The sequence below is a fragment of the Pedobacter sp. AC464 genome (assembly GCF_979253075.1).
On record NZ_CEEDBV010000001.1, the window covers coordinates 2,454,066 to 2,477,997 of the forward strand.

At 40.0% G+C, this 23,932-nt stretch carries 19 protein-coding genes; 9 read left to right on the plus strand and 10 right to left on the minus strand.

The window, feature by feature from the left end; genetic code table 11:
* Positions 1-4: 4 nt before the first annotated feature.
* From AC0IWT_RS10635 to AC0IWT_RS10650, 4 genes are all read right to left on the minus strand, one after another.
* Positions 5-3,187: a SusC/RagA family TonB-linked outer membrane protein gene (locus AC0IWT_RS10635; protein ID WP_471797183.1), complete on the minus strand. Its 3,183-nt coding sequence runs from the start codon at positions 3,185-3,187 to the stop codon at positions 5-7.
* A gap of 292 nt (positions 3,188-3,479) precedes the next feature.
* Positions 3,480-7,580: a hybrid sensor histidine kinase/response regulator gene (locus tag AC0IWT_RS10640; protein ID WP_471797184.1), complete on the minus strand. Its 4,101-nt coding sequence runs from the start codon at positions 7,578-7,580 to the stop codon at positions 3,480-3,482.
* A 182-nt stretch (positions 7,581-7,762) separates the two neighbouring features.
* Positions 7,763-8,368 (minus strand): sensor histidine kinase, encoded by a 606-nt coding sequence (locus AC0IWT_RS10645; protein WP_471797185.1) that lies wholly within the window; start codon positions 8,366-8,368, stop codon positions 7,763-7,765.
* A gap of 56 nt (positions 8,369-8,424) precedes the next feature.
* Entirely contained in the window at positions 8,425-8,829 is a 405-nt protein-coding gene (locus AC0IWT_RS10650) for a PAS domain S-box protein (RefSeq protein ID WP_471797186.1), read from the minus strand.
* Between the two features lie 590 nt (positions 8,830-9,419).
* Here AC0IWT_RS10650 and AC0IWT_RS10655 point away from each other — a divergent pair.
* The 4 genes from AC0IWT_RS10655 to AC0IWT_RS10670 all read left to right on the plus strand — a co-directional run bounded on the left by AC0IWT_RS10655 (position 9,420) and on the right by AC0IWT_RS10670 (position 11,771).
* A complete protein-coding gene (locus AC0IWT_RS10655; RefSeq protein ID WP_056871727.1) occupies positions 9,420-9,614 on the plus strand; it encodes a hypothetical protein in 195 nt (64 codons plus the stop codon).
* Positions 9,615-9,736: 122 nt separating this feature from the next.
* A complete protein-coding gene (locus AC0IWT_RS10660; protein ID WP_056871728.1) occupies positions 9,737-10,117 on the plus strand; it encodes a hypothetical protein in 381 nt (126 codons plus the stop codon).
* Between the two features lie 24 nt (positions 10,118-10,141).
* Positions 10,142-11,284, plus strand: a complete 1,143-nt coding sequence (locus AC0IWT_RS10665) for a zinc-dependent alcohol dehydrogenase (RefSeq protein ID WP_471797187.1) — start codon at positions 10,142-10,144, stop codon at positions 11,282-11,284.
* Positions 11,285-11,288: 4 nt separating this feature from the next.
* Positions 11,289-11,771: a hypothetical protein gene (locus AC0IWT_RS10670; protein WP_056871730.1), complete on the plus strand. Its 483-nt coding sequence runs from the start codon at positions 11,289-11,291 to the stop codon at positions 11,769-11,771.
* A 61-nt stretch (positions 11,772-11,832) separates the two neighbouring features.
* Here the strand turns inward: AC0IWT_RS10670 and AC0IWT_RS10675 are convergent, their stop codons facing one another.
* Positions 11,833-12,273, minus strand: a complete 441-nt coding sequence (locus tag AC0IWT_RS10675; protein ID WP_056871731.1) for an Hsp20/alpha crystallin family protein — start codon at positions 12,271-12,273, stop codon at positions 11,833-11,835.
* Between the two features lie 344 nt (positions 12,274-12,617).
* Between AC0IWT_RS10675 and AC0IWT_RS10680 the strand changes: the two genes are divergently transcribed.
* Entirely contained in the window at positions 12,618-13,421 is an 804-nt protein-coding gene (locus AC0IWT_RS10680) for an SDR family NAD(P)-dependent oxidoreductase (protein ID WP_471797188.1), read from the plus strand.
* A gap of 231 nt (positions 13,422-13,652) precedes the next feature.
* Complete coding sequence (locus tag AC0IWT_RS10685) at positions 13,653-14,309, plus strand: Gfo/Idh/MocA family protein (protein WP_471797189.1); 657 nt, start codon at positions 13,653-13,655, stop codon at positions 14,307-14,309.
* Here the strand turns inward: AC0IWT_RS10685 and AC0IWT_RS10690 are convergent.
* The 4 genes from AC0IWT_RS10690 to AC0IWT_RS10705 all read right to left on the minus strand — a co-directional run bounded on the left by AC0IWT_RS10690 (position 14,277) and on the right by AC0IWT_RS10705 (position 18,474).
* A complete protein-coding gene (locus AC0IWT_RS10690; RefSeq protein WP_471797190.1) occupies positions 14,277-14,498 on the minus strand; it encodes a hypothetical protein in 222 nt (73 codons plus the stop codon). The two genes, AC0IWT_RS10685 and AC0IWT_RS10690, sit on opposite strands and share 33 nt — an antisense overlap.
* Positions 14,499-14,636: 138 nt before the next feature.
* The gene (locus AC0IWT_RS10695; protein ID WP_471797191.1) at positions 14,637-15,650 is read right to left on the minus strand and encodes a LacI family DNA-binding transcriptional regulator; all 1,014 of its coding nucleotides are present in this window, start codon (positions 15,648-15,650) and stop codon (positions 14,637-14,639) included.
* A 6-nt stretch (positions 15,651-15,656) separates the two neighbouring features.
* Positions 15,657-16,988, minus strand: a complete 1,332-nt coding sequence (gene xylA / locus AC0IWT_RS10700) for a xylose isomerase (RefSeq protein ID WP_471797192.1) — start codon at positions 16,986-16,988, stop codon at positions 15,657-15,659.
* Between the two features lie 10 nt (positions 16,989-16,998).
* Positions 16,999-18,474: a xylulokinase gene (locus AC0IWT_RS10705; protein WP_471797193.1), complete on the minus strand. Its 1,476-nt coding sequence runs from the start codon at positions 18,472-18,474 to the stop codon at positions 16,999-17,001.
* A gap of 128 nt (positions 18,475-18,602) precedes the next feature.
* Between AC0IWT_RS10705 and AC0IWT_RS10710 the strand changes: the two genes are divergently transcribed.
* Genes AC0IWT_RS10710 through AC0IWT_RS10720 form a run of 3 tightly spaced genes read left to right on the plus strand, consistent with a single transcriptional unit; the run spans position 18,603 to position 21,495 of the window.
* Complete coding sequence (locus AC0IWT_RS10710; RefSeq protein WP_471797194.1) at positions 18,603-19,787, plus strand: glycosyltransferase family 87 protein; 1,185 nt, start codon at positions 18,603-18,605, stop codon at positions 19,785-19,787.
* Positions 19,784-20,716, plus strand: coding sequence for a glycosyltransferase family 2 protein (locus AC0IWT_RS10715; protein WP_471797195.1), 933 nt, complete (start codon positions 19,784-19,786; stop codon positions 20,714-20,716). The genes AC0IWT_RS10710 and AC0IWT_RS10715 overlap by 4 nt, the downstream gene beginning before the upstream one ends.
* Positions 20,716-21,495, plus strand: coding sequence for a polysaccharide deacetylase family protein (locus AC0IWT_RS10720; RefSeq protein ID WP_471797196.1), 780 nt, complete (start codon positions 20,716-20,718; stop codon positions 21,493-21,495). The genes AC0IWT_RS10715 and AC0IWT_RS10720 overlap by 1 nt, the downstream gene beginning before the upstream one ends.
* Before the next feature lie 26 nt (positions 21,496-21,521).
* Here AC0IWT_RS10720 and AC0IWT_RS10725 read toward each other — a convergent pair whose 3' ends face one another.
* A complete protein-coding gene (locus tag AC0IWT_RS10725) occupies positions 21,522-23,294 on the minus strand; it encodes a S8 family peptidase (RefSeq protein WP_471797197.1) in 1,773 nt (590 codons plus the stop codon).
* Positions 23,295-23,932 lie beyond the last annotated feature (638 nt).

Sequence of the window (23,932 nt, forward strand, 5' to 3'; positions counted from 1 at the left end):
AATGTTAAAATTTAACGTTTGCACCTATATTGATAATTTTTTGCTGAGGATAAAACTGACCGCTCTCACTGCTTCCTTCCGGATCATAATCTTTTACCTTAGAAACGGTGAACAGATTAAAAGCACTTGCATATAACCTGATACCAGAAATCTTAATCTTCGATAAGAGATTGGCGTTGAAATTGTAACCCAACTCGATGTTCTTCAACCTGAAAAACGAGGCATTATTTAACCAGAAGTTATTTTGGAAAGCGCCACCGCTAATTGCATTTGATGCACGCTCAGTTACCCTTGGAAAAGTTCCTGATGGGTTGGCAGCGCTAAAACGGTTATCGGCCCAGCTGCTGTAAAAATTACCCACGCTACCCGATTCTGGCAGCACATACTGGCTTACGCGAGATTGGCCGGCAAAAAGGATTGCCACATCGAAGTTTTTATAAGAGGCGTTTAAATTAATACCGTAAGTAATTTCCGGAACGTTGCCATATTTACTTCTGGTTCTGTCTTTAAAATCGATTACACCATCACCATTAAAATCTTCGTATTTTAAATCGCCAACCTTTGCGCCGGTTACATGTGGGTACGAATTTAATTCCTGTTGAGTACGGAAAATGCCCATTGAATTGAAAAGCAGGTAACTGCCGATTGGGCGTCCGGTTTGACGTTGGTAATCTAACGTGCCTGCCGCTTCATCTATAAAAATGATTTCACTTTTTGCATAAGTGATGTTTCCTGTGGCCCCCCAGTTAAAATTTTCGCCAGAATGGTTGTAGCCCAAGGTTGCCTCTACGCCAGAACTGTTAATTTTACCGATATTTTCTGCCGGCACCAAAGGATCGGAGCCATAAGGATTTACGATACCGGAAGTAGCTGGAATAGATGCATTTCTGGTTAAAAGGATATCACTTCTTTTTTGGTTAAAGTAAATGGCTTCCAGCGTAAAGTTTTTTAAAAATGTGGCGTTAATTCCCACATCAAGCTTGTTTGCACGTTCCCAGCCCACATTCGGGTTGGCTAATTTAACCAGATTAAGATTGGGCTGGATAACGTTTACTCCGCTGCCCGGGTTTGCGCCAACAAACCCGTTTCCAACCAATGTATAGTTATCGAAGTATTGGTATGGGTTGATTAAATCGCTACCTAAAGAACCGTACGATGCCCTGATTTTTAAGTCGTTGATGAATGATACATTATCAGCGAACCATTCTTCTTTACTTAGTCTCCAGGCACCCAATACAGAAGGAAAATATCCAAAACGATTATCCTGAGCAAACAAAGAAGATCCATCCGCACGAATCTGCCCTTCAAGAATGTAACGCTCATCGTAGTTGTAGGTAACTTTACCAATATAACTTTGTCTCGGATAATCTGTACTACTTCCTGAATTTCTTAAATCGGTTGCTGCCGTACCGCCCTGAGAGAGTTCGGGAAGTGTAGTTGAGATGTAGTTTAAACGTTGCGCATCAAAAGTTTCGAAACGTTGTCTGCTTTGCTCATAGGCGGCAAATGCATTAATGTAATGTTTGCCAAACTTCTTGTCGTAATTTAATTTAATGTTCGAAGTAATTAAACTTGTATTGGCCTGAGCTTCATAAAGCGTTGCCTTGCCGCCACTTCCGCCAACAACAACAGTGTTGTAAGCAGATGATGACTGGTCGTAAGAAAAGAGGTTGTAAGGTTTGTTAAAGTTTTTAGTAAAGTTAAAGGTCTTATCAACCGAGAAAAAACCATCAACCGAAAGACCTTCCACCCCTGGAATTTGATAACTGCCCCGTAAAATGGCATTAATTACCTGCCTTGGGTTTTTTGCTGTTCCGCCCAGATCAGTTACCTGTACCGCCGGATTGTTATTTTCAATACCAGTAGTTGGCAAGCCATTTGGATAATAAGCACCTACTATTGGCTTAGCCCTGTAAATTGATCTGAAAATATCGCCCGCACCGGAAATTGGAAAAACGCGGTCTTCTTCTCTACCTGATACCCCTAAACCAATTTTTAACCTTTTGGAGATATTCGCATCAATGTTTGTTCTGAAATTGTACTGATTATACTTAGCTGCCCCGTTTTTATAAATCGCATCCTGATAAATTTTACCGAGGGAAACGAAATATTTTACGTCTTCAGTACCGCCACTAATAGAAAGGCTATGCTGATTTTGTAAGGCAACATCTTTTAAAGTTTCACCAATCCAGTCGGTATTTGGAAAGAGCAGCGGGTCAGAGCCGTCTCTAAATTTCTGAATCTGAGCGGCACTATATGCCTGGTTTAAACCGCCATTTGGATTAGAATCAAAATTAATTTCGTTCATAATTTGCGCATACGTTGCAGCATCGGCCATTTTTGGAAGGCGTGTTGGCATGCTAAAACACTGGTTAAAGGTATAACTTACCGTAGGCTTACCAATTTTACCTTTTTTCGTTGTAATTAAGATTACCCCGTTGGCCGCCCTGTTACCGTAAACCGCAGCTGATGCATCTTTTAAAACTGATATGCTTTCTACGTCATTAGGGTCTATCCGTTCTAAACCACCTAACTGACCCGGAATTCCATCTACCACGACCAAAACATCTGAGTTTGTTGTGGTACCTAAACCGCGGATTAAAATTCTGGAGCCGTCATAACCTGGCTCACCACCACGGTTGTTAATCACGACACCCGAAACCCGTCCGGCGAGGGAATTAGAAAGATTTGGTTGCGGACTTTTTACTAAATCACCACCCTTTACTACAGAAACGGAGCCTGCAAGAGTAGATTTCTTTTGTGTTCCATATCCAACAACCACCAGTTCATTAAGCGATTGCGAATTTGCTGTTAGTTGTGTATTTACTGTAGATTTTCCTTTTGTGGGAACTTCCTGACTGTTATAGCCAACATAGCTAAAAACCAGAATTGCATTTTCATTAGGAACTTTGATGCTGTACTTACCATCCGAATTGCTGACCGCAACCGTTGTTGTGCCTTTTACCGTAACGCTTACGCCCGGTAATGGCCCGCCTTTTTCATCGTAAACAGTTCCCGTTACGGTAACTTCATCCTTAACTTTTAATGAATTTACAACATTTAAAGGTAGCGCCGCCTGTGCCGTTTCTGCTGTTAGCAGGGAAATAGTGGCGAGGGTTGCAATGAACACCGTTCGCTTTGCCATGCGGCAAAACAGAACATTTTTGTCCTGTAAAACTTTTCTCATTTTGGTCTAATTTGGTTAATTGAATTATTGGTCTTCCGGAATGATGTAACTGCAACGATGGAGGAGTTGCTGTTGAATATCGCCCCGTAAGGCCAGCTAAATTCCATTAAATGACGGGAATTAGAAGGGGGTAAACAGCCAATATTAAGGGGTAAAAAACAGTATAAATACTGCCTTTAGGGTGTTATTTAAAAGAAATCCGATACTTGAGGTTGATTTCGGAAGAAAAACACCTATCGCTTTCTCTCAAAAACGTTACGTTAACCGGGACTTTGCAGAAGCTAAAAACTTTTTACTTTTTGAACGTTCTATCGAGTGACTGATTGTGTGAAAACGCTTTTCTATATTTTTTAATATAATCTGAAGGGTTCATATCAAATACCTTTTTAAACTGCTCCCTAAAATATTTAATATCATTAATTCCAACCATGTACATGGTTTCCTGTATGGTTTTATCGGTGCTGATAAAAATCTCAGCCGCCTTTCTTAAACGGATAAAGCGAATAAAGCTGTTAGATGAGTGGCCTGAAATGGATTTGATTTTATTAAACAAATTGGTTCTGGACATGCCCATTTCATCAGCAAGCATTTTAATATTCAGGTTAGGATCCTCAATTTTTGCTTCAACAATAGCAATGCAACGCTTCAAAAACTCTTTGTACTCGGCAGATATTTTTGAGCTGTTTGGGTTTAAAGTTATTTCGCTGTAGAAATATTTCTGCAGTGTGTTTTTACTCTTTAAAATTCCGCCAATTCTGGCAATCAGCAAATCTTTGTCGAACGGCTTGCTAATGTAATCATCTGCACCACTTTCTACGCCTTTAAGCTTTATTTCTGCCGAACTGCTTGCGGTTAGCAGCACGATAGGAATGTGTGAGATGGATTCGTCTTCCTTAACAATGCTGCAGAGTTCAATGCCGCCCATTCCCTGCATCATCACGTCGCTAATTACAATGTCCGGAAGAAACTCACGGATAATTGCCAAACCACTTTCTCCATCCCCGGCCTGATAAATCCGGTATTGCTGCGCAAAAACCTGGGCAAGGTAATCGGCGATCTCGGGGTTATCATCGATAATAAGAATAGATTTCCTTTCTTCTGAAATTATCTCGGTTAAGCTCGCATCCTTTGCCCTGATTGGTTCTACGATCAGCTCCTCCTGATTAAGTTCTTTTAAAAAAGCCGAACTTTCCTGCTGTACCGGAACGATAAAATCGGGATTGATATGCTTAGAGCCTTTTCTTAAACGCAGGGTAAATGTGGTGCCACTTTTTTCGTTGTTTGAACAGGTTACCAGGCCGCCATGCATCTCTACAAAATTTTTAACCAGATACAAACCAATGCCGAAGCCACTCCAAAAAGAGCGGTTACCATTCTCTTCCTGGTAAAAGCGATCAAAGATTTTTTCAGTCAGATCTTCGCGGATACCGCATCCCGAATCAACAATAGATATTTCTACATCATCCGGTAATTCCTTTATGTAAACCGCTATCTGGCCATTCTCGGGCGTAAATTTAAAAGCATTTGAAAGCAGGTTGAAGATGGCGATTTCCAGCTTTTCGCGGTCTGCAAAAACATCTGCCCGATCGGATACACTATAGAAGTTATAATCGATATTTTTAGTTCTGGCCTGATGAGAAAAGCAGAGAAAAACCTCTTTTACCAGGGTAACCAGATTAACGCTGGCTGCCTTTAACGTGTCACCTTTTAAATCTGCCTTTCTAAAAAGCAGCAATTGGTCTACAAGGCTCAACAACCGCTTAGCATTTCGGTAAACGATATTCATACCGCTGGTATCCAGGTTTTTATTATCCTGATAGAGCAATTCTTTAACCGGGTTAATAATTAAGGTTAAAGGCGTTCTAAACTCATGCGAAATATTTGTAAAAAATGATAGTTTACGCTCGTTCAGCTCCTTCTCTTTCTCGCTTTCAATATGGGCAATCTTTATCTCGTACTTAAGCGCCTCCTGTTTTCTACGGTAGGTTATATACGTATAGGCGGTTGCAGCAAATGCACTAATGTAAATTAACCATGCCCACCATGTTAAGTACCAGGGTGGGTTTATTTTTATTACGATGCGTTTTCCAACATTATTCCAAATGCCATCATTGTTTGATGCTTTAACCTGAAAGGTATAGGTGCCCGGGTTAAGATTGGTGTAAGTTGCCTTGCGCTGACTGCCAACATAATTCCATTTTTTATCAAAGCCAACCAATCGGTAAGCATATTGATTTTTCCACGAATAGGAATAATTAAGCGCTACAAAATCAATTGAAAAAACGCTCTGATCGTAGTCGAGGGTAATTTTTGTTGCCGTGTTCAGGTTTTCTTTCAAAGGGCCATCTGCACTTGGCAAAACACTCTTGTTAAAGAGCTGAAAATCTGTTATAAACACCGGAGGCGGCTGCCGATTAAACCTGAGTTCTGTTGGATTAAAGTTAAAGTAGCCTTTATTGCCGGCAACAAAAAGCATTTTTTCAAATCTGCTGATAACAGAATTTACAGCAACGCCATCGGCGTCATCAAAATTGATAATTTTATCAGTTTGAGGATCCAAGCTGGAAATGCCGTTTTCTGTCGCGAGCCAAATAACACCATTTGCATCTTCGGCAATATCGTTAAACACGTTACTGGCAAAGCCGTTTGCTTTCGAATAAATGAAAAACTTTTTCTCTTTAGGCACGTATTTATTTAATCCATCAGGAGAGCAAACCCAAATGTTTTTTCTCGAATCGGTAAAAATTGCCTTAATGATGTTGCTGCTTAAATGGCTGCCTTTACTAATGCGTTCAACTGGCTCGAACCGGTTAGTTTTAAGATCGAAAACATTTACGCCCCCGCCATAAGTGCCAACCCAGATTTTTCCATCTGGTGCTTTTGCTAAAACGTACGTATGGTTGTTGTTAATTGAATACGCATTTTTAGGCTGATTGTAGTAATGCTCAAACCGGTTGGTTTTGGTATCGAAAATTTTTATGCCCGCATCTGTCGCGAGCATATAGCGGCCGTTTCCCACCTCGAGAATATCCCTGAAAACATCCTCGTTAAATAAATTGCCAATAGAAGAATGATGACCATGATGGGTAAAAAAGTTCTTCCGCTCGTCGTAGCTGTCGAAACCATTCTCGGTTAAAACCCACAATATACCTTTAGAATCGCTGTACAATTTCAATATCTCATTACTTGCCAGGCTACCGGGGCGTTTACCTTTAACGAAAGCGGTAATTTTTGCTGAGGTTTTATTTATTTTGAACAGCCCATTATTGGTACCTAACCAGATAACCGAATCGCGGATTACGATGCTTTTAATCTCACGGTTTCCAAGTGGAAGGGGGTTTAAATTGAATTTGTATTGCTGATGGTCGAGTTTTCGGAGGCCGTTTCTGGCATTAATCCAAATAATTCCTTCGCGGTCTTTATAAGCATCACCATAAGAAAAGTTTTGGATGTCGCTAATTTTCTCCCAGTTTAACGAAGCGGTATTCAACCAATAAAAGCCATTATTGCCCCCAATTAGCAACCGGCTTCTATTTACCTTTAAAATACTGAAAACGGAGTAATTATCTTTATCGGGAAGAACGATTTTTTCAAATTTCCCAACCTTTGGGTCGAAGCTAAACAAACCATCCCAGTAGGTTCCTACCCAAATTTTTCCATCATCAGCATAGCAAAGCGACCAAACATCGTTAGGGTTTTTAAAGCCCGGCTTTTGGTACTGTGCGTAATTTTTAAATGTTCTGTTTGTTTTATCGAAACGATTCAATCCAGCGCTCCAGTTTCCAAGCCATAAATCGCCACGTGCATCTTCAATTATTGAATTTACAGATTTCCCTACCATACTGTTTTTTACAGCAGGGTTTGGCTTGTACACTGCGAACTGCTTTTTTGCAGCGATATACTCATTAAATCCGTCGTCGGTTCCAATCCAAACTTTACCTGCCCGATCGCACAAAACAGACCAGACCTTATTATTACTCAATGAATTGCTTTTGCTATCGTTGTGAAAAAACCTTGTAAAGGTTTCGGAGAGTGGATTTAACAGGTTGAGCCCATCCATTGTAGCCACCCATATTTTGCCACTCTTATCTTCAACAATCGCATTTATAAAATTGTTGGATATCGACGTGCTGTCTCCCGGTTTATTAAAAAATACTTTGAAGGCATAACCATCAAACCGGCAAAGGCCATTTTCAGTGCCCACCCACAAAAAGCCTCTTTTGTCTCTCAGTGTTGCAGTTGTATTTCTGGAAGGCAGACCATCATTTGTGGTATAGGTCTTTAAATCAACTTTTTGTTGAATCAAATTGTAACCGGCTTTTTCCTGAGATTGAGCAGTTTGCGCAAGTATTAAGATTATACAAATAGGTATGAATAGTCTTAAAAATTTCATAAATGCGGTAAGGTTAGAGATTCTTTATGTCAAAAAGTAAGGAAAAGTACGAAAAACCAATCCAATATCGTTTCATCACAAAGATAAAATTGGCCTTTATCATCTTTAACATCTAAGCGCATTTAACACAGTCTCAATTTCAAAAAGCTGGCTGCTAAAATTTTGGAACGAGCAGAATTACTTTATCTTTTCGGTAGTTCGATGAAAAACTTTGTTCCTTTCTTCTCCTCGCTCTCAAACCAGATGTTTCCGTTGTGCCAATCCACAATTGTTTTTATAATAGACATGCCCAAACCGGTCGACTGCTCGCCCTTTAACCCACTTCTTCTTGCGCTCGTGAATTTATCGAATAAAGCGGCATGGTGTTTTTTAGGTATGCCAATGCCATTATCTGCTACCGAAACAACAATATTGCGCTTATTTTCCTGGATATAGATATCAATATTACCACCATCGGGGGTAAACTTAAGCGAGTTTGAAATTAGATTGTTAATCACCTGCATAAACTTATCTTCGTCAATTTCAGCGAAGATGTGGTCTTTATTCGAATGGCAGGAAAAGGCGATCTTGAGGTGATCTTGTGTATCGAAATAATCGCGGGTGGTTATCGATATTTTGCTAACCAACTCTACCCTCCTTTTGTTGAGTTCGACACCTGCACTTTCTAAAAATTCCTGATTAAGAAAATCGTGAATTAGCTTAATGCTTTTTTCCGTAATCCTGCTGATGATATCCAGATACCGATCTATGGTTGGGTTACCGATAGCAGAAGTATCTTTAGCAAGCATGAGTGAGATGTTGCCGATGGCCCCAATCGGGCCGGCCAGGTCGTGTGCAAGAATATTTAATATAGAATTCTTTTACTGTTGTGGTTGTTTAGCACTTCCATGTTGGCTTTAAATACGGTAATATCCTCCGCTATCCCTACCAGAAGGTGTTTGGGGTAATCATCAATCAAATGCGGCGAAATGCTAATCCAGCGTTCATACTCCCCACGCCTTACCCTGCACTGTACATCTGTAACATGCATACCATCCTTGCAATCCTGAAGCTTCGAAATTACATAACGCTGGTCTTCATTATTTATCATATGCAGCAATACCTTTGGTCGCACGTCGGTACTTTCGAGGCCAAAAAAAGCAATACACGAAGGATTCATATAAATAAACTTGTCTTCATTCAAATCAAAGACGAAAAACAGCCTCTCAGCTCGTTGTGCAAGGTAAGATAGCAGGTTCGGAACATCCATTCGTTGTGAGAAACGCTGTAATCCCGTAGGACGCTTCGAAAGCAATTTAATATTTATCTTAAATAAAAGGACGCAGCGCTGCGCTCGCAGTTATGCTAGTAACGTTCTGGATTGCTTAATTGAACTTTGGCTCAATTATTTGCGAACTAACCGTAACAAATTAGGGTATTTCTTACATATCCGCTGTGTTAAATACTTGTTGTTGATTACATTTCTTCGTCTTTCTGAGCTTCATGCATTTAAAAGAAACGTTAACTATCATTAAAATATTCGCCAAACTTTCTACATTTTGATTGGATAAGCATAATTTCTGGAAAGAAATTTATAGAAACGAACCATCCTATTTCCGGTTCTGAATATGCAAAAAACCTTACCAATTAACGGCTAAGGAAAATCCGGGGTTTATACAGACACTTTGCGTATAAAATACCTAAACCAGCAAATCTAAAAATTGTTGTTTTTTAAATAGCATTCTAAAATTACTCGTAACTCATCAGGATTTAAAAACTGTTAACATCAACTGCTATATGGTTAACAGATGAAATTTAATTATCCTATAAAAATAAGCGTCAACAATAAACAGAATTGAAATGAACAAAGATGAGCAAAAACGCCATACGCTGGCAGACGAACCCCTTGGAAATGAGAACCAGAACGCGGAAGATGGACCTAAGTCATTCGAAGATCAGCGACCTGCGGATTTGGAAATCCCTAAGGGAGATGGGGTTGATACAGACACAAGCCGTAACCCGGCAGATTGGAAAAATGAAAATGGCGAAGACTAATTAGAAATTAGCTCATCAACCAGATTTACTAAGATGCTTCGGCTACCGCTTAACTTGCGCTGTGCCTGGCTGGTAAATCAGTTTCATGAAAGCTCAATCTGTTTCATAATCTTTTTACAAATATGGAAAGACACCTTTTATCCTTCAATCAGCACGGTTTAAATGACCATTTTTTTTCAGTATCAGCATTGTTAATGCCGAGGGTAATCGGGCTGAATTCAACATCAGTAAAGTTTTACACGATTTTAGGAATCAGCCTTTTTGCCTATAATGCACTAAGTGACCATCGCTTTGCATTTAAAAGATACTTGAGTTTAAAAACACACAAACGCATAGACATTGCCAATGTTTGTTTGCTTTGCGCCGCAACAGGTTTGCCTGCTTTTAAGAAAAACAAAAAGCAATTAATTTTTAATTTGGGCTATTCTATACTGGCAACTGCGAACATCTTTTTTTCAGATTGGAAAAAAGAGCCAGCACACCGTACACATCTATTTATTTAAAATAAAAATCAGATTATGTTAGCTATGAACTATAGGGGCCCGTACAGGGTTCGCGTCGAACAGCGACCAATGCCAGAAATCCTTCATCCCGAAGATGCCATTGTAAGGGTTACACGGACCTGCATCTGTGGCTCAGACCTCCATCTTTACCACGGAATGGTGCCAGATACCCGCGTGGGTTCTACGTTTGGCCACGAATTTATTGGCGTTATCGAGGAAATCGGGCCCTTGGTAACCAACGTAAAGGTTGGTGACCAGGTAATTGTGCCGTTTAACATCGCTTGCGGTAAATGTAACTTTTGCAAGCAAGGCCTTTATGGTAATTGCCACGAATCGAACACCATGGCAACGGCTGTGGGTGGCATTTTCGGTTACTCGCATACAGCTGGCGGCTATAATGGCGGCCAGGCAGAGTACGTACGGGTTCCGTACGCGAACGTTGGGCCTACTGTTATACCGGCAGATATGGACCCGGATGATGCAGTTTTGTTAACTGATGTGGTACCAACAGGTTATCAGGCAGCAGAAATGGGCGGCATCAAAGAGGGCGACACGGTTGTTGTTTTCGGAGCAGGGCCTATAGGCATCATGGCCGCAAGATGTGCCTGGTTTTTCGGCCCTTCGAGGGTAATTATCATCGACCATTTAGATTACCGTTTGGAATTTGCTAAAAACTACGCAAAATGCGAAGCTTACAACTTCAAATCAATGGCTGACCCTGTGCTTTTTTTAAAGAAAATTACCGACTGGTATGGTGCAGACGTTTGTATAGACTGCGTTGGCTGCGAGGCTGAAGGAAATGCTTTACAAACCTTCACCGGAAAAATAACCCTAATGCAGGCCGGAGCCGCAACTGCATTGCAATGGGCAATCAACTCGGTAAAAAAGGGCGGCATCGTTTCTGTTGTTGGTGTTTATGGGCCGCCTTTTAACTATGTGCCTATTGGAAACGTATTAAACAAAGGCATTACTTTGCGGGCCAACCAGGCATCGGTTAAGCGGTTGCTGCCACGCTTAATTGATCATGTGCAGTCTGGAAGACTGGAGCCTAAAAAGTTAATTACCCATAGAGTTCCTTTAGAGGAAATTTCCGATGCTTACCATATTTTTTCATCAAAGCTGGATAACTGCATCAAAACCGTACTAATTCCTTCAACTAAAGCTTAATGTTATGATTAATGATAACCAAGATTATAAAAATATCCCGGGTTGGGGCATGGATATCGATGTAGAAAATGAACCTACTTACCCAATGAAAAACTACACTGGCGACGACCATAAAAGAAGCAACTATGAGAAGTCTGAACAACAGCCGGTAAAAATTGAACTTTTAAAATCTAACGAACGGCCAAAAAACAGCGTAGTTTTTGGAACATCGGTTCCGCCGTCCGGATTGAGTGGTATGATTCGCAGATATGCCTTTCAGCATAGCGAAGACCGCTACCGCCATTGGATTCCGTTAATTCTTGCCGACCGCATAAACGCCTGGGAAGGAATTATTGAAGACATCCAGAAAGGTAATATTCCAAATATTTTCGCCGAGCGGGGTTACAAGGCAGAGCTTAAATACAACACGGCAAAATTAGTAGAACGAGCCTGCTATGCGCTTATCATTGGTACTATTGCAATTAAATACTTAAGGAAGAAGAAGTAATTACTGGCGATACAGCTTGCGAAACTAAAAAAAATGGAGCCTTAAACCGGCTCCATTTTTTTTAAAGTATTGAAATCTGTTTAGTGGTTGCCTTTGCTTCCGCTTTTTTTGGAAGGTGTAAAGTGAGCATTCCATCATTGTAGCTGGCCTCAATCCGTTCAACATCTGTACTTTCAGGAAGTTTGAATAACCTTAAGAAAGATTGATAACTAAATTCTTTTCTACTGTAAACTTTATCTGCCTGTACCTGTTCTGATGATTTTTCGACAGAAATCCGGAGTGAATCACCCTCTACCGCTACTTTGAAATCTTCTTTCTTTAATCCCGGAGCAGCTATTTCAATGCAATATTCATCCGGCGATTCTGAAATGTTAGCAGCCGGAACACTGCTTATCCGGCGATCTGAAAAGAAGGTGTCGCCCATAACCGATTCAAAAATGTCATTAAAGCCTGGCAATAAGACATTGTTCTTTTTTTCTGGATTAAACTTAACCAAAGTCATAGTTCTTTTTAAATTTTTAGATAAATAAATAAATGCACTATAAAATCAATTAATTACTGTGGATGCTAGCCTCCACAATAGGCTTTTTACAAGTGTTATGCCAAAGCTTCGCAGAAGAAAAAATTGCAGATTTTCTGAAATTTTTGCATTTCGCACTGCAAAAATTTCAGTCTTGCAACCCTTAAATAATATCAGTTTTTTCAAATGAAGCTGAGCTGACACCGGATCAACGATGAAAATGATTTAAGTAAAACCTTCACAAAAAAAAAGGTGTTAAAATTATACATCGACCTTTTAAGAATCGATTCTCTAACTATCGAAGAATATTTTAAGAATTAATCATTATGGAAAGCACAAAACATTTTGCACTCATAACGGGTGCAACCAGCGGCATCGGGCTGGAATTGGCGAAACTTTTTGCCAAAGACAAATTTAACCTGGTTATTGTGGCAAGAACCGAAGATGACCTGAAGCGCACAGCTACAATTCTGGAGCAGGAAGGCGTTGAAGTGATTACCGTTAGCAAAGACTTGTTCCAACCGAATGCAGCCTTCGAGTTGTACGAGGAATTAAAAAGTAGAGGCATTCAAATTGATGTTCTGGTGAACGATGCAGGCCAAGGTGTTTATGGTAAATTTATAGAAACAGATCTTAGTCGCGAACTCGATATCATCCAGCTGAATATTGCCTCACTGGTTACCCTTACCAAACTTTATGTAAAAGAAATGGTAGAACGAAACGCAGGAAAAATTTTAAACTTAGCGTCAATCGCCGGCAAAGCGCCAGGGCCTTATCAAGCGGTTTACCATGGCACCAAGGCGTTTGTACATTCTTTTAATGAGGCCATAAGAGCAGAACTTAAAGATACAGCAGTTACCGTAACCTCTCTTTTACCGGGCGCAACAGATACCGATTTCTTTAATAAAGCAGATATGCTCGAAGCAAAAATTGTTCAGGAAACGGAATTGGCTGACCCCGCAGAAGTGGCAAAAGACGGTTACGAAGCGATGAAAGCCGGTAAAGATATGGTCGTTTCTGGCTTTAAAAATAAAGTGCAGGTAACCTTTGGTAACATTACGCCAGACCGCTTGCAGGCCGAGCAGATGGGTAAAATGCAAGAACCTGTAGATGAATCTAAACGGATTTAAGGCAGCTAAATTTGCCTAACGCATAACGGCTATGATTGCGCATGGTTTGGCACAGTTCAAATCAAGTCTTAATCATAGCCTTTTTGTTTTATCAATTTTGAACATTAGCATCCCTTTCGCTTTGCACCTTCATTTAGCCCGTGTTAACTTATATTTAGTAATTTTATCGTCTGAATTTATACCAAACCTCAGTTTAATTAACTTTTGAACTGGTGGGTGAAAATATATGCAATGATTAAGACAATAAACTGGGGAATAATTGGCTGTGGCGATGTAACAGAACAAAAAAGCGGACCCGCATTTAACAAAGTTGCAAACAGCAAACTTTTGGCTGTAATGCGCCGCGACGCAGCGAAAGCAGAGGATTATGCCAAACGACATAAAGTTGAAAAATGGTATAGCGATGCGGATGAATTAATCAACAATGAGAACGTTGATGCCATTTACATTGCGACCCCGCCATCATCGCATCTGAAATACACACTTGCTGCATTAAAAAAGGGCCTTCCGGTTTATGTAGAAAAACCAGTTTCGTTAAATACCAACGAAGCTTTGCAAATGGCAACCGCAGTTGAACAATACAATGGAAAATTGGTTGTTGCCCACTATCGCCGGAAAGTACCATTATTTTTAAAGGTTAAAGATTTGCTCGATAAGCAGGCTATTGGCGAAATACGAACCGTGCAACTTAAAATGTGGCAAAGTGCGGAACCTGAAATTGTGACCAAAAATGCCGGGAACTGGCGCACAGATCCTCAAATATCAGGGGGCGGTTACTTCCATGATCTTTCTCCGCATCAACTTGATTTAATGTTATATTTTTTTGGAGAACCGCTAAAGTATGAGGGTTTCAGTTTACGCAAAAGCATAAACGATGTTGCCGACTAGGTTTCTGGAAGTATAGTTTTCCAGCATCAGATTGTCTTCAACGGTTCCTGGTGTTTCGATGTTTCTGAATCTGAAACTACGGATGTTTGTGAAATCATCGGCAGTGAGGGAAGCATTAAATTTACAGTTTTCGGCAAGTCGATTTTCGTAAAAACTGCAGCTGGTGAAGAGTTGTTTAATTTTCAACATCCTGAGCACATTGAGCAGCCAATGATTGAAAGCGTGGTGCGCTACATTAATGGGCAAGAGCCAAATCCCTGCTCAATCTACGAAGCCATTACAGTAATGAAAATTATTGATGCATTTTCAAGGTTCGAAGATTAATATTTATCGTCTTTTGGTCGAATTACGCTCGATTACGACTGGTTCAATCACGCAATGTTTAATGTTATCGTAAGGTTGCACCTGCTGAACCATTTGGAGAAACATTTTGGCACAAGCCTCACCCATATTGGCTGGAAATTGCTCGATGGTTGTTAATGATGGCGTAATATAGGCTGAGAAAGTTTCATTTGCGAAACCAATCACACCAATTTCTGGCGGCGTGATGTTTATGTCTTTCAAATACTGCATCACACCAAGGGCAGTAAAATCATCTCCGGCGATAACTGCATCAGGTTTTAGCTGATTATCAAATAAGCGCTTCAAACTTTCCCTTCCAGCGGCTATTGAGAGCGTACCAAATACGATGTAATCGTGTTTTAAAGGAATGTTATATTGAGCCAAGGCGGCTTTGTAACCATTTAACCTTTGCTCGAATATTTTAATCTTTTGCGTAGTGGTAAGAAAGGCAATGTTTCTGTAGCCATTTTTTATCAGATGCTCTGCTGCCAGAAAACCCGCTCTATAATCATTCAGCGTGATTGTTGGCACCGCAAGTGGCCGATTTACACGATCGAAAATGATTAATGGCTTATTTTGATTTATAATTTCCTGAAAATGGCTGACATCATCCGTTTCTAACGACATCGATGCAATTATTCCGTCTACCTGCGCTTCCAGCAATGCTTTAACACCTTCTAATTCTTTTACTAAAGACTCTTTCGACTGGTAGAGGATAATCCGGTAACCACTATTCTTGAGGCCTTCTTCCAAACTGTCAATAATTGTAGCGAAAAAGTGCGCTTCCACCGATGGAACAATTACCCCAATGATATAAGTTTTCCCTGATTTTAGCGCTGAGGCAAGTTTATTCGGACTATAATTAAGCCTTTTTGCCGTTTCAATAACGGCTTTCCTGGTTGCATCGCTTATTCCCGGAAAGCCGCTTAAAGCCCGCGAAACTGTCGAAACGTTTGTATTTAACGCGCTGGCAATATCATAAATTGTCGTTTTTTTCAAACTGTTTTAGATGTATCTGTTTATGATATTTTCAAGATACTCTTGTTTACCGCTGATAACCTTCGGCTCGCCATTTTCTGCGGCATAATTTCTCAAATCTTCAAGTGATAAAGTCCCGGCTTCAAATTCTGCACCTTTCCCGGCATCAAAAGATGCATACCGCTCATTTCTGATCTTTTTGTAATCAGACTTCTGTAGAATTGCATCAGCAGTAATTAATGCACGTGCAAAGATATCCATGCCGCCAATGTGGGCATAAAATAAATCTTCCGCATCAGTAGAATTCCTTCGGATTTTAGCGTCGAAATTTATGCCTCCACCCTGTAAACCGCCACCCTCCAAAATAATAAGCATCGCTTCAGTAAGTTCGTTAATATCATTAGGAAACTGATCGGTGTCCCAACCGTTCTGGTAATCGCCACGATTGGCATCAATTGAGCCAAGCAAACCACTATCTACCGCAACCTGTAATTCGTGCTGAAAAGTATGCCCAGCTAAGGTTGCATGGTTCACTTCTAAGTTTAATTTGAAGTCGCCCAGCAAATCGTATTCCTGCAAAAAGCTTTTTACAGTTGCTGCATCGTAATCATATTGATGTTTTGAGGGCTCGCAGGGTTTTGGCTCTATAAAGAAGATGCCTTTAAAACCCTGCTTTCTTGCATAGTCTTTAGCGCTGTGTAAAAATTTTGCCAAATGTTCCTGTTCACGCTTCATGTTTGTGTTTAACAAACTCATGTAGCCTTCTCTTCCGCCCCAGAAAACGTAGTTTTCGCCGCCCAAAGCTATTGTTGCATCCAATGCAGATTTTACCTGCGCACCGGCATGTGCCAAAACATGAAAATCAGGATTTGTAGATGCCCCGTTCATATACCGTTTGTGGCTGAAAAGATTCGCCGTTCCCCAAAGCAATTTAACGCCACTTTCAGCCTGTTTTTGTTGCGCATATTCTACAAGTGTCTGCAGCCTATTCTCATTTTCTACTACGTCATCGCCGTAATCAACCACATCTACATCATGGAAACAGTAATACGGAATTTGCATTTTAGTGATAAATTCAAAAGCTGCATCCATTTTATCTTTTGCTCTTGCGATAACGTCTTTTTTCTCATCCCAAGGGAAAACATGCGTTGGCCCACCGAATGGGTCACTCCCATTGCCGTTGAAAGAATGCCAGTAAGCGCAGGCGAACTTAAAATGTTCGGTCATCGTTTTACCTGCAACAATCTTATTTGCATCGTACCATCTAAATGCTAAAGGATTGTCGCTTTCCAACCCTTCAAACTGAATTTGTTCAATGCCTTTAAAAAATTCTTTCGTGCCAGTTAATACTTTTCCCATGTTATTATATTTATATTTTTTGAAGTAAAATTTGTTTCCATTCCTGATAGATGGGCTCGTATTGGTCAACGTTTTTTGGCTCAATCCGTTTTATCAGTTTATGATCTTTAAAAGCATCCTCTAAATTGTCAAAAATTCCAGCACCTATGCCGGCACCGATTGCTGCACCAACGCTGCCATCATTCTCGTATAATTCAACAGGCGTATTCGTTACATCAACAAACGTTTGGGTAAAAATTTCGCTTAAAAATAAGTTTGTTTTTCCTGCTCTGATAACTTTTGGCTGCATGCCGTTTTCACGCATAATATCCAATCCGTAACGGAACGCGAATGCAATTCCCTCTTGTACAGCTCTGAAAATATCTGCGCTTGTGTGCGTGTTTAAATCAATGCCTAGTATTTGGGCACCGGTATATTTATTATTGAGCATTCGCTCTGCGCCGTTGCCGAAAGGTAGTACCATCAATCCTTTGCTGCCAACTGGGGCCGAAGCCGCCAAATGGTTAAGTTCCTGATAAGACTTATCTGGAGCGAAACAACTTTTTGCCCACCTGTACATGCTCCCGGTGCCGTTTATGCAGAGTAGAACGCCAGTATGTTGGCTATCGGTGGTGTAATTCACATGCGCAAAGGTGTTAATCCTCGATTGCTTATCAGATGGCAAACCATCGCTAACGCCGTAAATAACGCCCGATGTTCCGGCAGTTGCGGCTACTTCTCCTGGTCGTAAAACGTTTAGCGATAAGGCATTATTTGGCTGATCGCCAGATTTGTAGGCAACAATAACACCCGGATTTAGACCTAATTCTTCTGCAATTTCATCTTTCAGGTAACCGTGATTAGAAAACACAGGTTTTACTTCTGGAATCAAATCCTTATCAAAATTGTAGTATTGTAGAATGTCTTTCGAGATTTCTTTTGCGCTGAAATCCCAAAATATTCCTTCAGAAAGCGCCGAAATACTGGTAGCTATTTGCCCGGTTAGTTTCATGGCAATGAAATCGCCAGGCAACATTATTTTATCAATTCTTCGGTAAATCTCAGGTTCGTTTTTTGCAACCCAAGCCAATTTTGACGCAGTAAAATTGCCCGGAGCATTTAGCAGGTGATGGAGACATTTTTCTCTGCCAATTTCATCAAAAGCCTTTTCGCCGATGGATACCGCCCTGCTATCGCACCAAATGATACTATCCCGCAAAACGTTTTGTAACTTATCTACCACAACCAATCCATGCATTTGATATGCAATGCCGATGGCCTTAATTTTTTTTAAATCAATTTGCGCTGAACTGCTCAGCTGCTCAATCGCTTTTTTGGTGTTCGTCCACCACTGTTCGGGCGATTGCTCAGCCCAACCCTTTTCAATAGATTTAATTTCTACTTCTTTTTCCGGGTACTGAGTTGATGCAACACATGTTTGTGTTTTCACATCTACAACAGAAACTTTAATCGAAGATGTTCCGATATCGATACCGAGTAAAAACATAGAATAGGATAAGATTAGATTTATGCAACCGTTTGCATAAAGTTATCATTTAATTTTTTTTAAGCAAACTTTTGTACCACCCAAAATATTTCGATACTAATAATTCTTATATTGCAACACTAATCATAATGAATCCTATCAGGAAATTTACTTTGCGGCAAGTTATTTCGATATTGCTAAAACGGCAATTTATTGTAGGCGTTTACGTGTTGATGGCTGTAATTGCTGCGCTAAAACAATATCTCCACCACAGCTTCAATAACTACTTAATATTCAAATATGTTTACTGGCATGCAAGTAGCATGCAAAATTTATACGCTAACTACGCCGAATACTTAGATAGCAATCATTACGGGCCTTTATTTGCGATTTTAATCGCACCGTTCGCCATTTTACCTGACAGCATTGGAACAATTTTGTGGAATATTTTTAACGTTATAATTTTATTGTGGGGCATTTACAGTCTGCCAATTTCAATACACAAACGCTCTGTAATTGCTTGGATTTGCGCACACGAAACCTTAACGGCCTTGTTCAGTTTCCAGTTTAATATTGCCCTAACAGGAACCATAATATTGAGCTGTTCTTCCATGATTAAGAAAAAGGAAGTTCAATCTGCTTTTTTCATTGCCTTCGGAACATTGATTAAGCTGTACGGTATTGTTGGTTTAGCGTTTTTTTTCTTCACCAAAAACAAAATGAAGCTCATTGTAGCCGGTTTAGCAGCTTTTTTACTGTTATTCGCCCTACCAATGTTAATCTCATCGCCAACTTTTATAATCAACTCTTACCAGGATTGGTACCATTCGCTTGTTCATAAGAATGCTACAAATGCCTCATTAACGTCGTTTCAGGACATTTCTTTAATGGGCATTTTTCGCCGAATTTCGGGAAATGTAAATGTTCCAAACAGCCCGTTTTTAATTGGAGGTGTTTTGCTTTTTGCGCTACCGTATTTACGGATAAAGCAATATAAACACCTGGCTTTCAAATTAATGTTACTGGCTTCCACGCTGATTTTTACAGTAATATTTAGTAGTGGCTCCGAATCTCCAACTTACATCATCGCTTTTGCAGGGGTTGCAATCTGGTTTGTTGTACAACCAAATCCCAAAAGCAGTGTAACAGTTTCACTTTTTATTTTTGCATTTATATTAACCAGTTTATCGCCAACAGACATTTTCCCTAAAGCTGTTAAAGAATTTATTCGCCTATATTCGCTCAAAGCCCTACCTTGCATCATCATTTGGTTAACTATTGTTTATCAAATGATGAAAGAAGATTTCGAATCTTATTTGATTGCTGATAAATGAAAAAGTTAGTTTCAATCGTTATCCCCGCTTACAACGAAGCCGATAATATTTTTGTGATTGCAGAAAGCATTAAGCAGGTTTTTTCGGCAACTAATTACAGCTACGAACTCCTTTTGGTTGATGATGGCAGCGCTGATGAAACACTTCAAAAAATTAGAGACTACGCAGAAACAGCAGACAACGTTTTTTTTCTCGAATTTTCTAAAAATTTCGGCCATCAGCTCGCTGTAAAGGCAGGCATGGACCACGCCTTTGGAGATTGTGTAATCTCAATGGACTGTGATATGCAGCATCCGCCCGAAATAATCCCGGAAATGCTCAAAAAATGGGAAGAAGGTTTTGAAGTTGTTTATACCATTAGAGAAGAGGATACTAACTTATCAAAGGGAAAAAGAAGTTCCTCAAGTCTTTTTTACAAAATCCTCAACTGGCTTTCCGACATCGAATTGGAGCCAGGCGCTGCTGATTTTCGCCTGTTGGACCAGAAGGTGGTAAACGTATTCAGAAATTTCCACGAGAATGAACCATTTTTAAGGGGTTTGGTTAAGTGGCTGGGTTTCAAACAATATGCAATCAGATACAATCCTGCAGCACGATTCTCGGGTAAAAGCAAATATACCTTAAAGAAAATGTTTAGCCTGGCGCTTCATGGCGTAACATCATTCAGTATCAAACCACTTTATTCGGCCGTTTATTTAGGCTTTACTTTGTCGTTTGCATCGGTTCTCTACATTCCATACATCATTTACGCATTTGCAAACAATGTAGAAGTTTCTGGCTGGGCTTCGGTTATTATGACAATCGTTTTCTTCGGAGGCCTGCAATTAATTATTTTAGGTATAATCGGAATTTATGTAGGCAAAATGTTTATGCAATCGAAAAACCGACCAAATTATATCATTCGTTCAACAAACTTACCTGGAAAATAATGGTGCTTTTAAGCTTTGATATTGAAGAATTCGACATGCCTTTTGAATATGGTAGAGACATTTCTTTTGCCGATCAAATCTCAATTTCCAGAGAAGGAACAATCGCCATACTTGATATTCTGGATAAACTCAGGGTAAAAGCAACGTTTTTTTGTACCGTAACTTTTGCAGAAAACATTCCTGATTTAATAAAAAGAATTACAGAAAGCGGGCATGAACTTGCATCTCATGGTTATTATCACTCTGATTTTAAACCTGAACATCTATTGCAATCTAAATTAAAACTCGAAGAACTTTCAGGAAAAGAGGTTACTGGGTATAGGATGGCAAGAATGATGCCTGTTGATGAAAAGGAAATTGAAAAAGCCGGATACAGCTACAATACGTCTATTAACCCTACTTTTTTACCCGGAAGATATAACAACCTGCAGGTTTCGAGAACATATTTTAATAAAGAGAATGTGTTGCAGATTCCCGCTTCCGTTACGCCTCTAGTTAGGTTTCCTTTGTTCTGGCTTTCATTCCACAACTTACCACTTGGCATTTATAAAGCACTCGTAAAGTGGACATACAAAAAAGACCGATACCTTAACGTTTATTTTCACCCCTGGGAATTTACCGATTTGGATAATTTTGAACGCTTTGGGTTTCCCGGGTATGTTACAAAAAATACCGGCCTTAAAATGATAGAAAGAATGGAAGACTTTATTGCCTGGATGAAATCAAAAAACTACCCCTTCGGCACTTTTCAGGAGTTTTTAAAAACAATTAAAAAGTAATTGCATAAGGTAAAACCTCGCAAAAATTACGGCTTATAGGTTTCTGCAAGCTTTAATGCATTGTAAGCATTCACAATGCCGCCGCTCACGCAGATATCACTGAAGAGCACACGAACATTCTCACCTTTTTCATTCTTAAATTTAATCTTGTGTACAACTTTCGTAACTGATTTCATGATGATTTCGCGAACCTGAGCGGGTTGTAAATATGGGTAGTAGGATAAAATTAACGCAGCCAAACCCGAAACAACCGGAGAAGCCATACTAGTGCCATCCAATTCTTCATATTTATCACCCGGAACTGTAGAGTTGATCAAGAATCCAGGCGCAAAAACATCTACCGTGTATTTCCCGTAATTGGAAAAGTCGGCTTTTAGGTTGTCATCATCCTTATAAGCACTTGCGCCAACTTCAATCCAGTTCGATGCATGCGGCAACTGATATTTTGCAGAATCAATTGGCGCCGGTTTTATAACTGATGGACTTGCTACAGATGGCCTCATGCCCATCCCATTATTTTGAGCCATTGGCTTTGGTGGTGTAAAATCAGCTAACGCTGGCTTTTTATGTGCAATTTTATAGGCCTCCGCTTCAGTACTTTCATAAAATTTATTTGGAAAGTTTTCCTCTATATCATTATTCCGATTGTCGTTTCCAGCAGCATGAACAAGCAGTACACCCTTGCGCTCTGCATATTTAACAGCTTCATCAACTACCTTTTTGTCCCATTTATAAGATTTCCCAAAACTCATATTGATAACCTTGGCACCATTATCAACCGCATACCTGATTCCATTCGCGACATCTTTATCACGTTCATCGCCGGTAGGCACAACCCTGATTGCCATTATAGAGACATTATTTGCAACACCCATAACCCCCAGATTGTTATTTCTGTTAGCTGCGATAATGCCGGACACATGTGTGCCATGCAAAGCATCCGGGCCTTTTACATCGTTGTTTCCATAATTTTTTTGATTGGAATTCGCATAGTCATCTCCAACCAATTCAGCCCGCATGTCGTACTTCGGATTTAGGTTATATTTAAGCATGGCATCATATTGCTTGTAACCGTCCTTAATATTTTTATAAAATTTGTCGAAGCCACCATCATCCTTCGAACCCTTCCTGATAATAGTTTTAACCTGCTCCTCAACCTCGTCGTCGGGCTTATAATTTTCTATATCTTCATATGTTGGAATCGTTTTTCTGGTCGTTTTGGAGACCGAATCCAGCACCTTATTAATCGCGATCAGTACGGCAAAAGTGTTACTGGCATCTTCATATTTTTTGCCAAAATCGCCAACCATCTTTTTATACAGCTTAAATTCTTCCTTCTGAACGCTATCAAGCAGCGTCAAATTTGTCGTCGACTGATATTTTGGCCTGTATATCCTTAATAACCTAACCAACTCAAGGTTATCAAATTCCAAATTTCCCTTCTTAGAACCTATAAAATTCCAGCCATGAATATCGTCCACATAGCCATTTCCATCGTCGTCAATACCATTACCTGGAATTTCCTTTCGGTTCGTCCATAAATTGTCTTTCAAATCCTGGTGGCTAATATCTACACCGCCATCAATTACAGCAACAATAATATTCTTACCTAAAGGCTTATTCTTTAAAATATCACGATAAGCCTTTTCAGTACTGATACCGAAAAAACCATGTTCGGCAAAATCCAGGTTAAACCAGTTCGGAGGCAACTGCACATTTTTATTTTGCGCAAAAGCAATCGAATTCAACACTAAGAAAAAGCAGCAAAATAGTGACCGCTTAAATTTAATAAGTATCATAGCAACAGGTACGTAATATTACAATAATACGGTTTTATTGTATCGAGGGTAAATATTTTAGCATTTTTTAACAAGCTATTTCTCACTGCAGAACAATAGATGGTTTCCCATCGTGTATCCAACGCCAATGGTTTGAAAATATTTTAGTGTTTACTTACTAATACTAATTTCTGGAAACTAAGAATGTTCGGTGCGTACCGCAGACTAGATAATCAACATTTGATTGAGATTTTTGGAAAACGAGCGTTGGTATTCCATAGGTGCTGCAGCCCCGCTGTTTGCTGCAATCTTTTTGGGCTTCGTGTGTTGCCGGAAGTGGAGGCTTTGTGCAGCCAAAAAGGATTTCCGCTGCCATCGGGTTTAGGGAAGCCGGATCAGGAGGTACCTATGTCCGCCTGTTTCCGCCAGCACGGCCAACCTTCGCTCACCAGTAAAACAGCCAGGCTAAGCCAGCCGTATATTCGATGGCAAATCATTTTCTGCTTCATGGCTCCGCTTTGGCCTTTCAACTTTGGCCTTTCAACTTTAGTCTTTGCGCTTTAGTCTTTGCTTAAGTTTTTGAACGAAGAAACCCCTGCAGTTGTTACTGCAAGGGTTCTTGTTAAGCTGCATTTTATGCAGTTTAAGATTTGGCACCG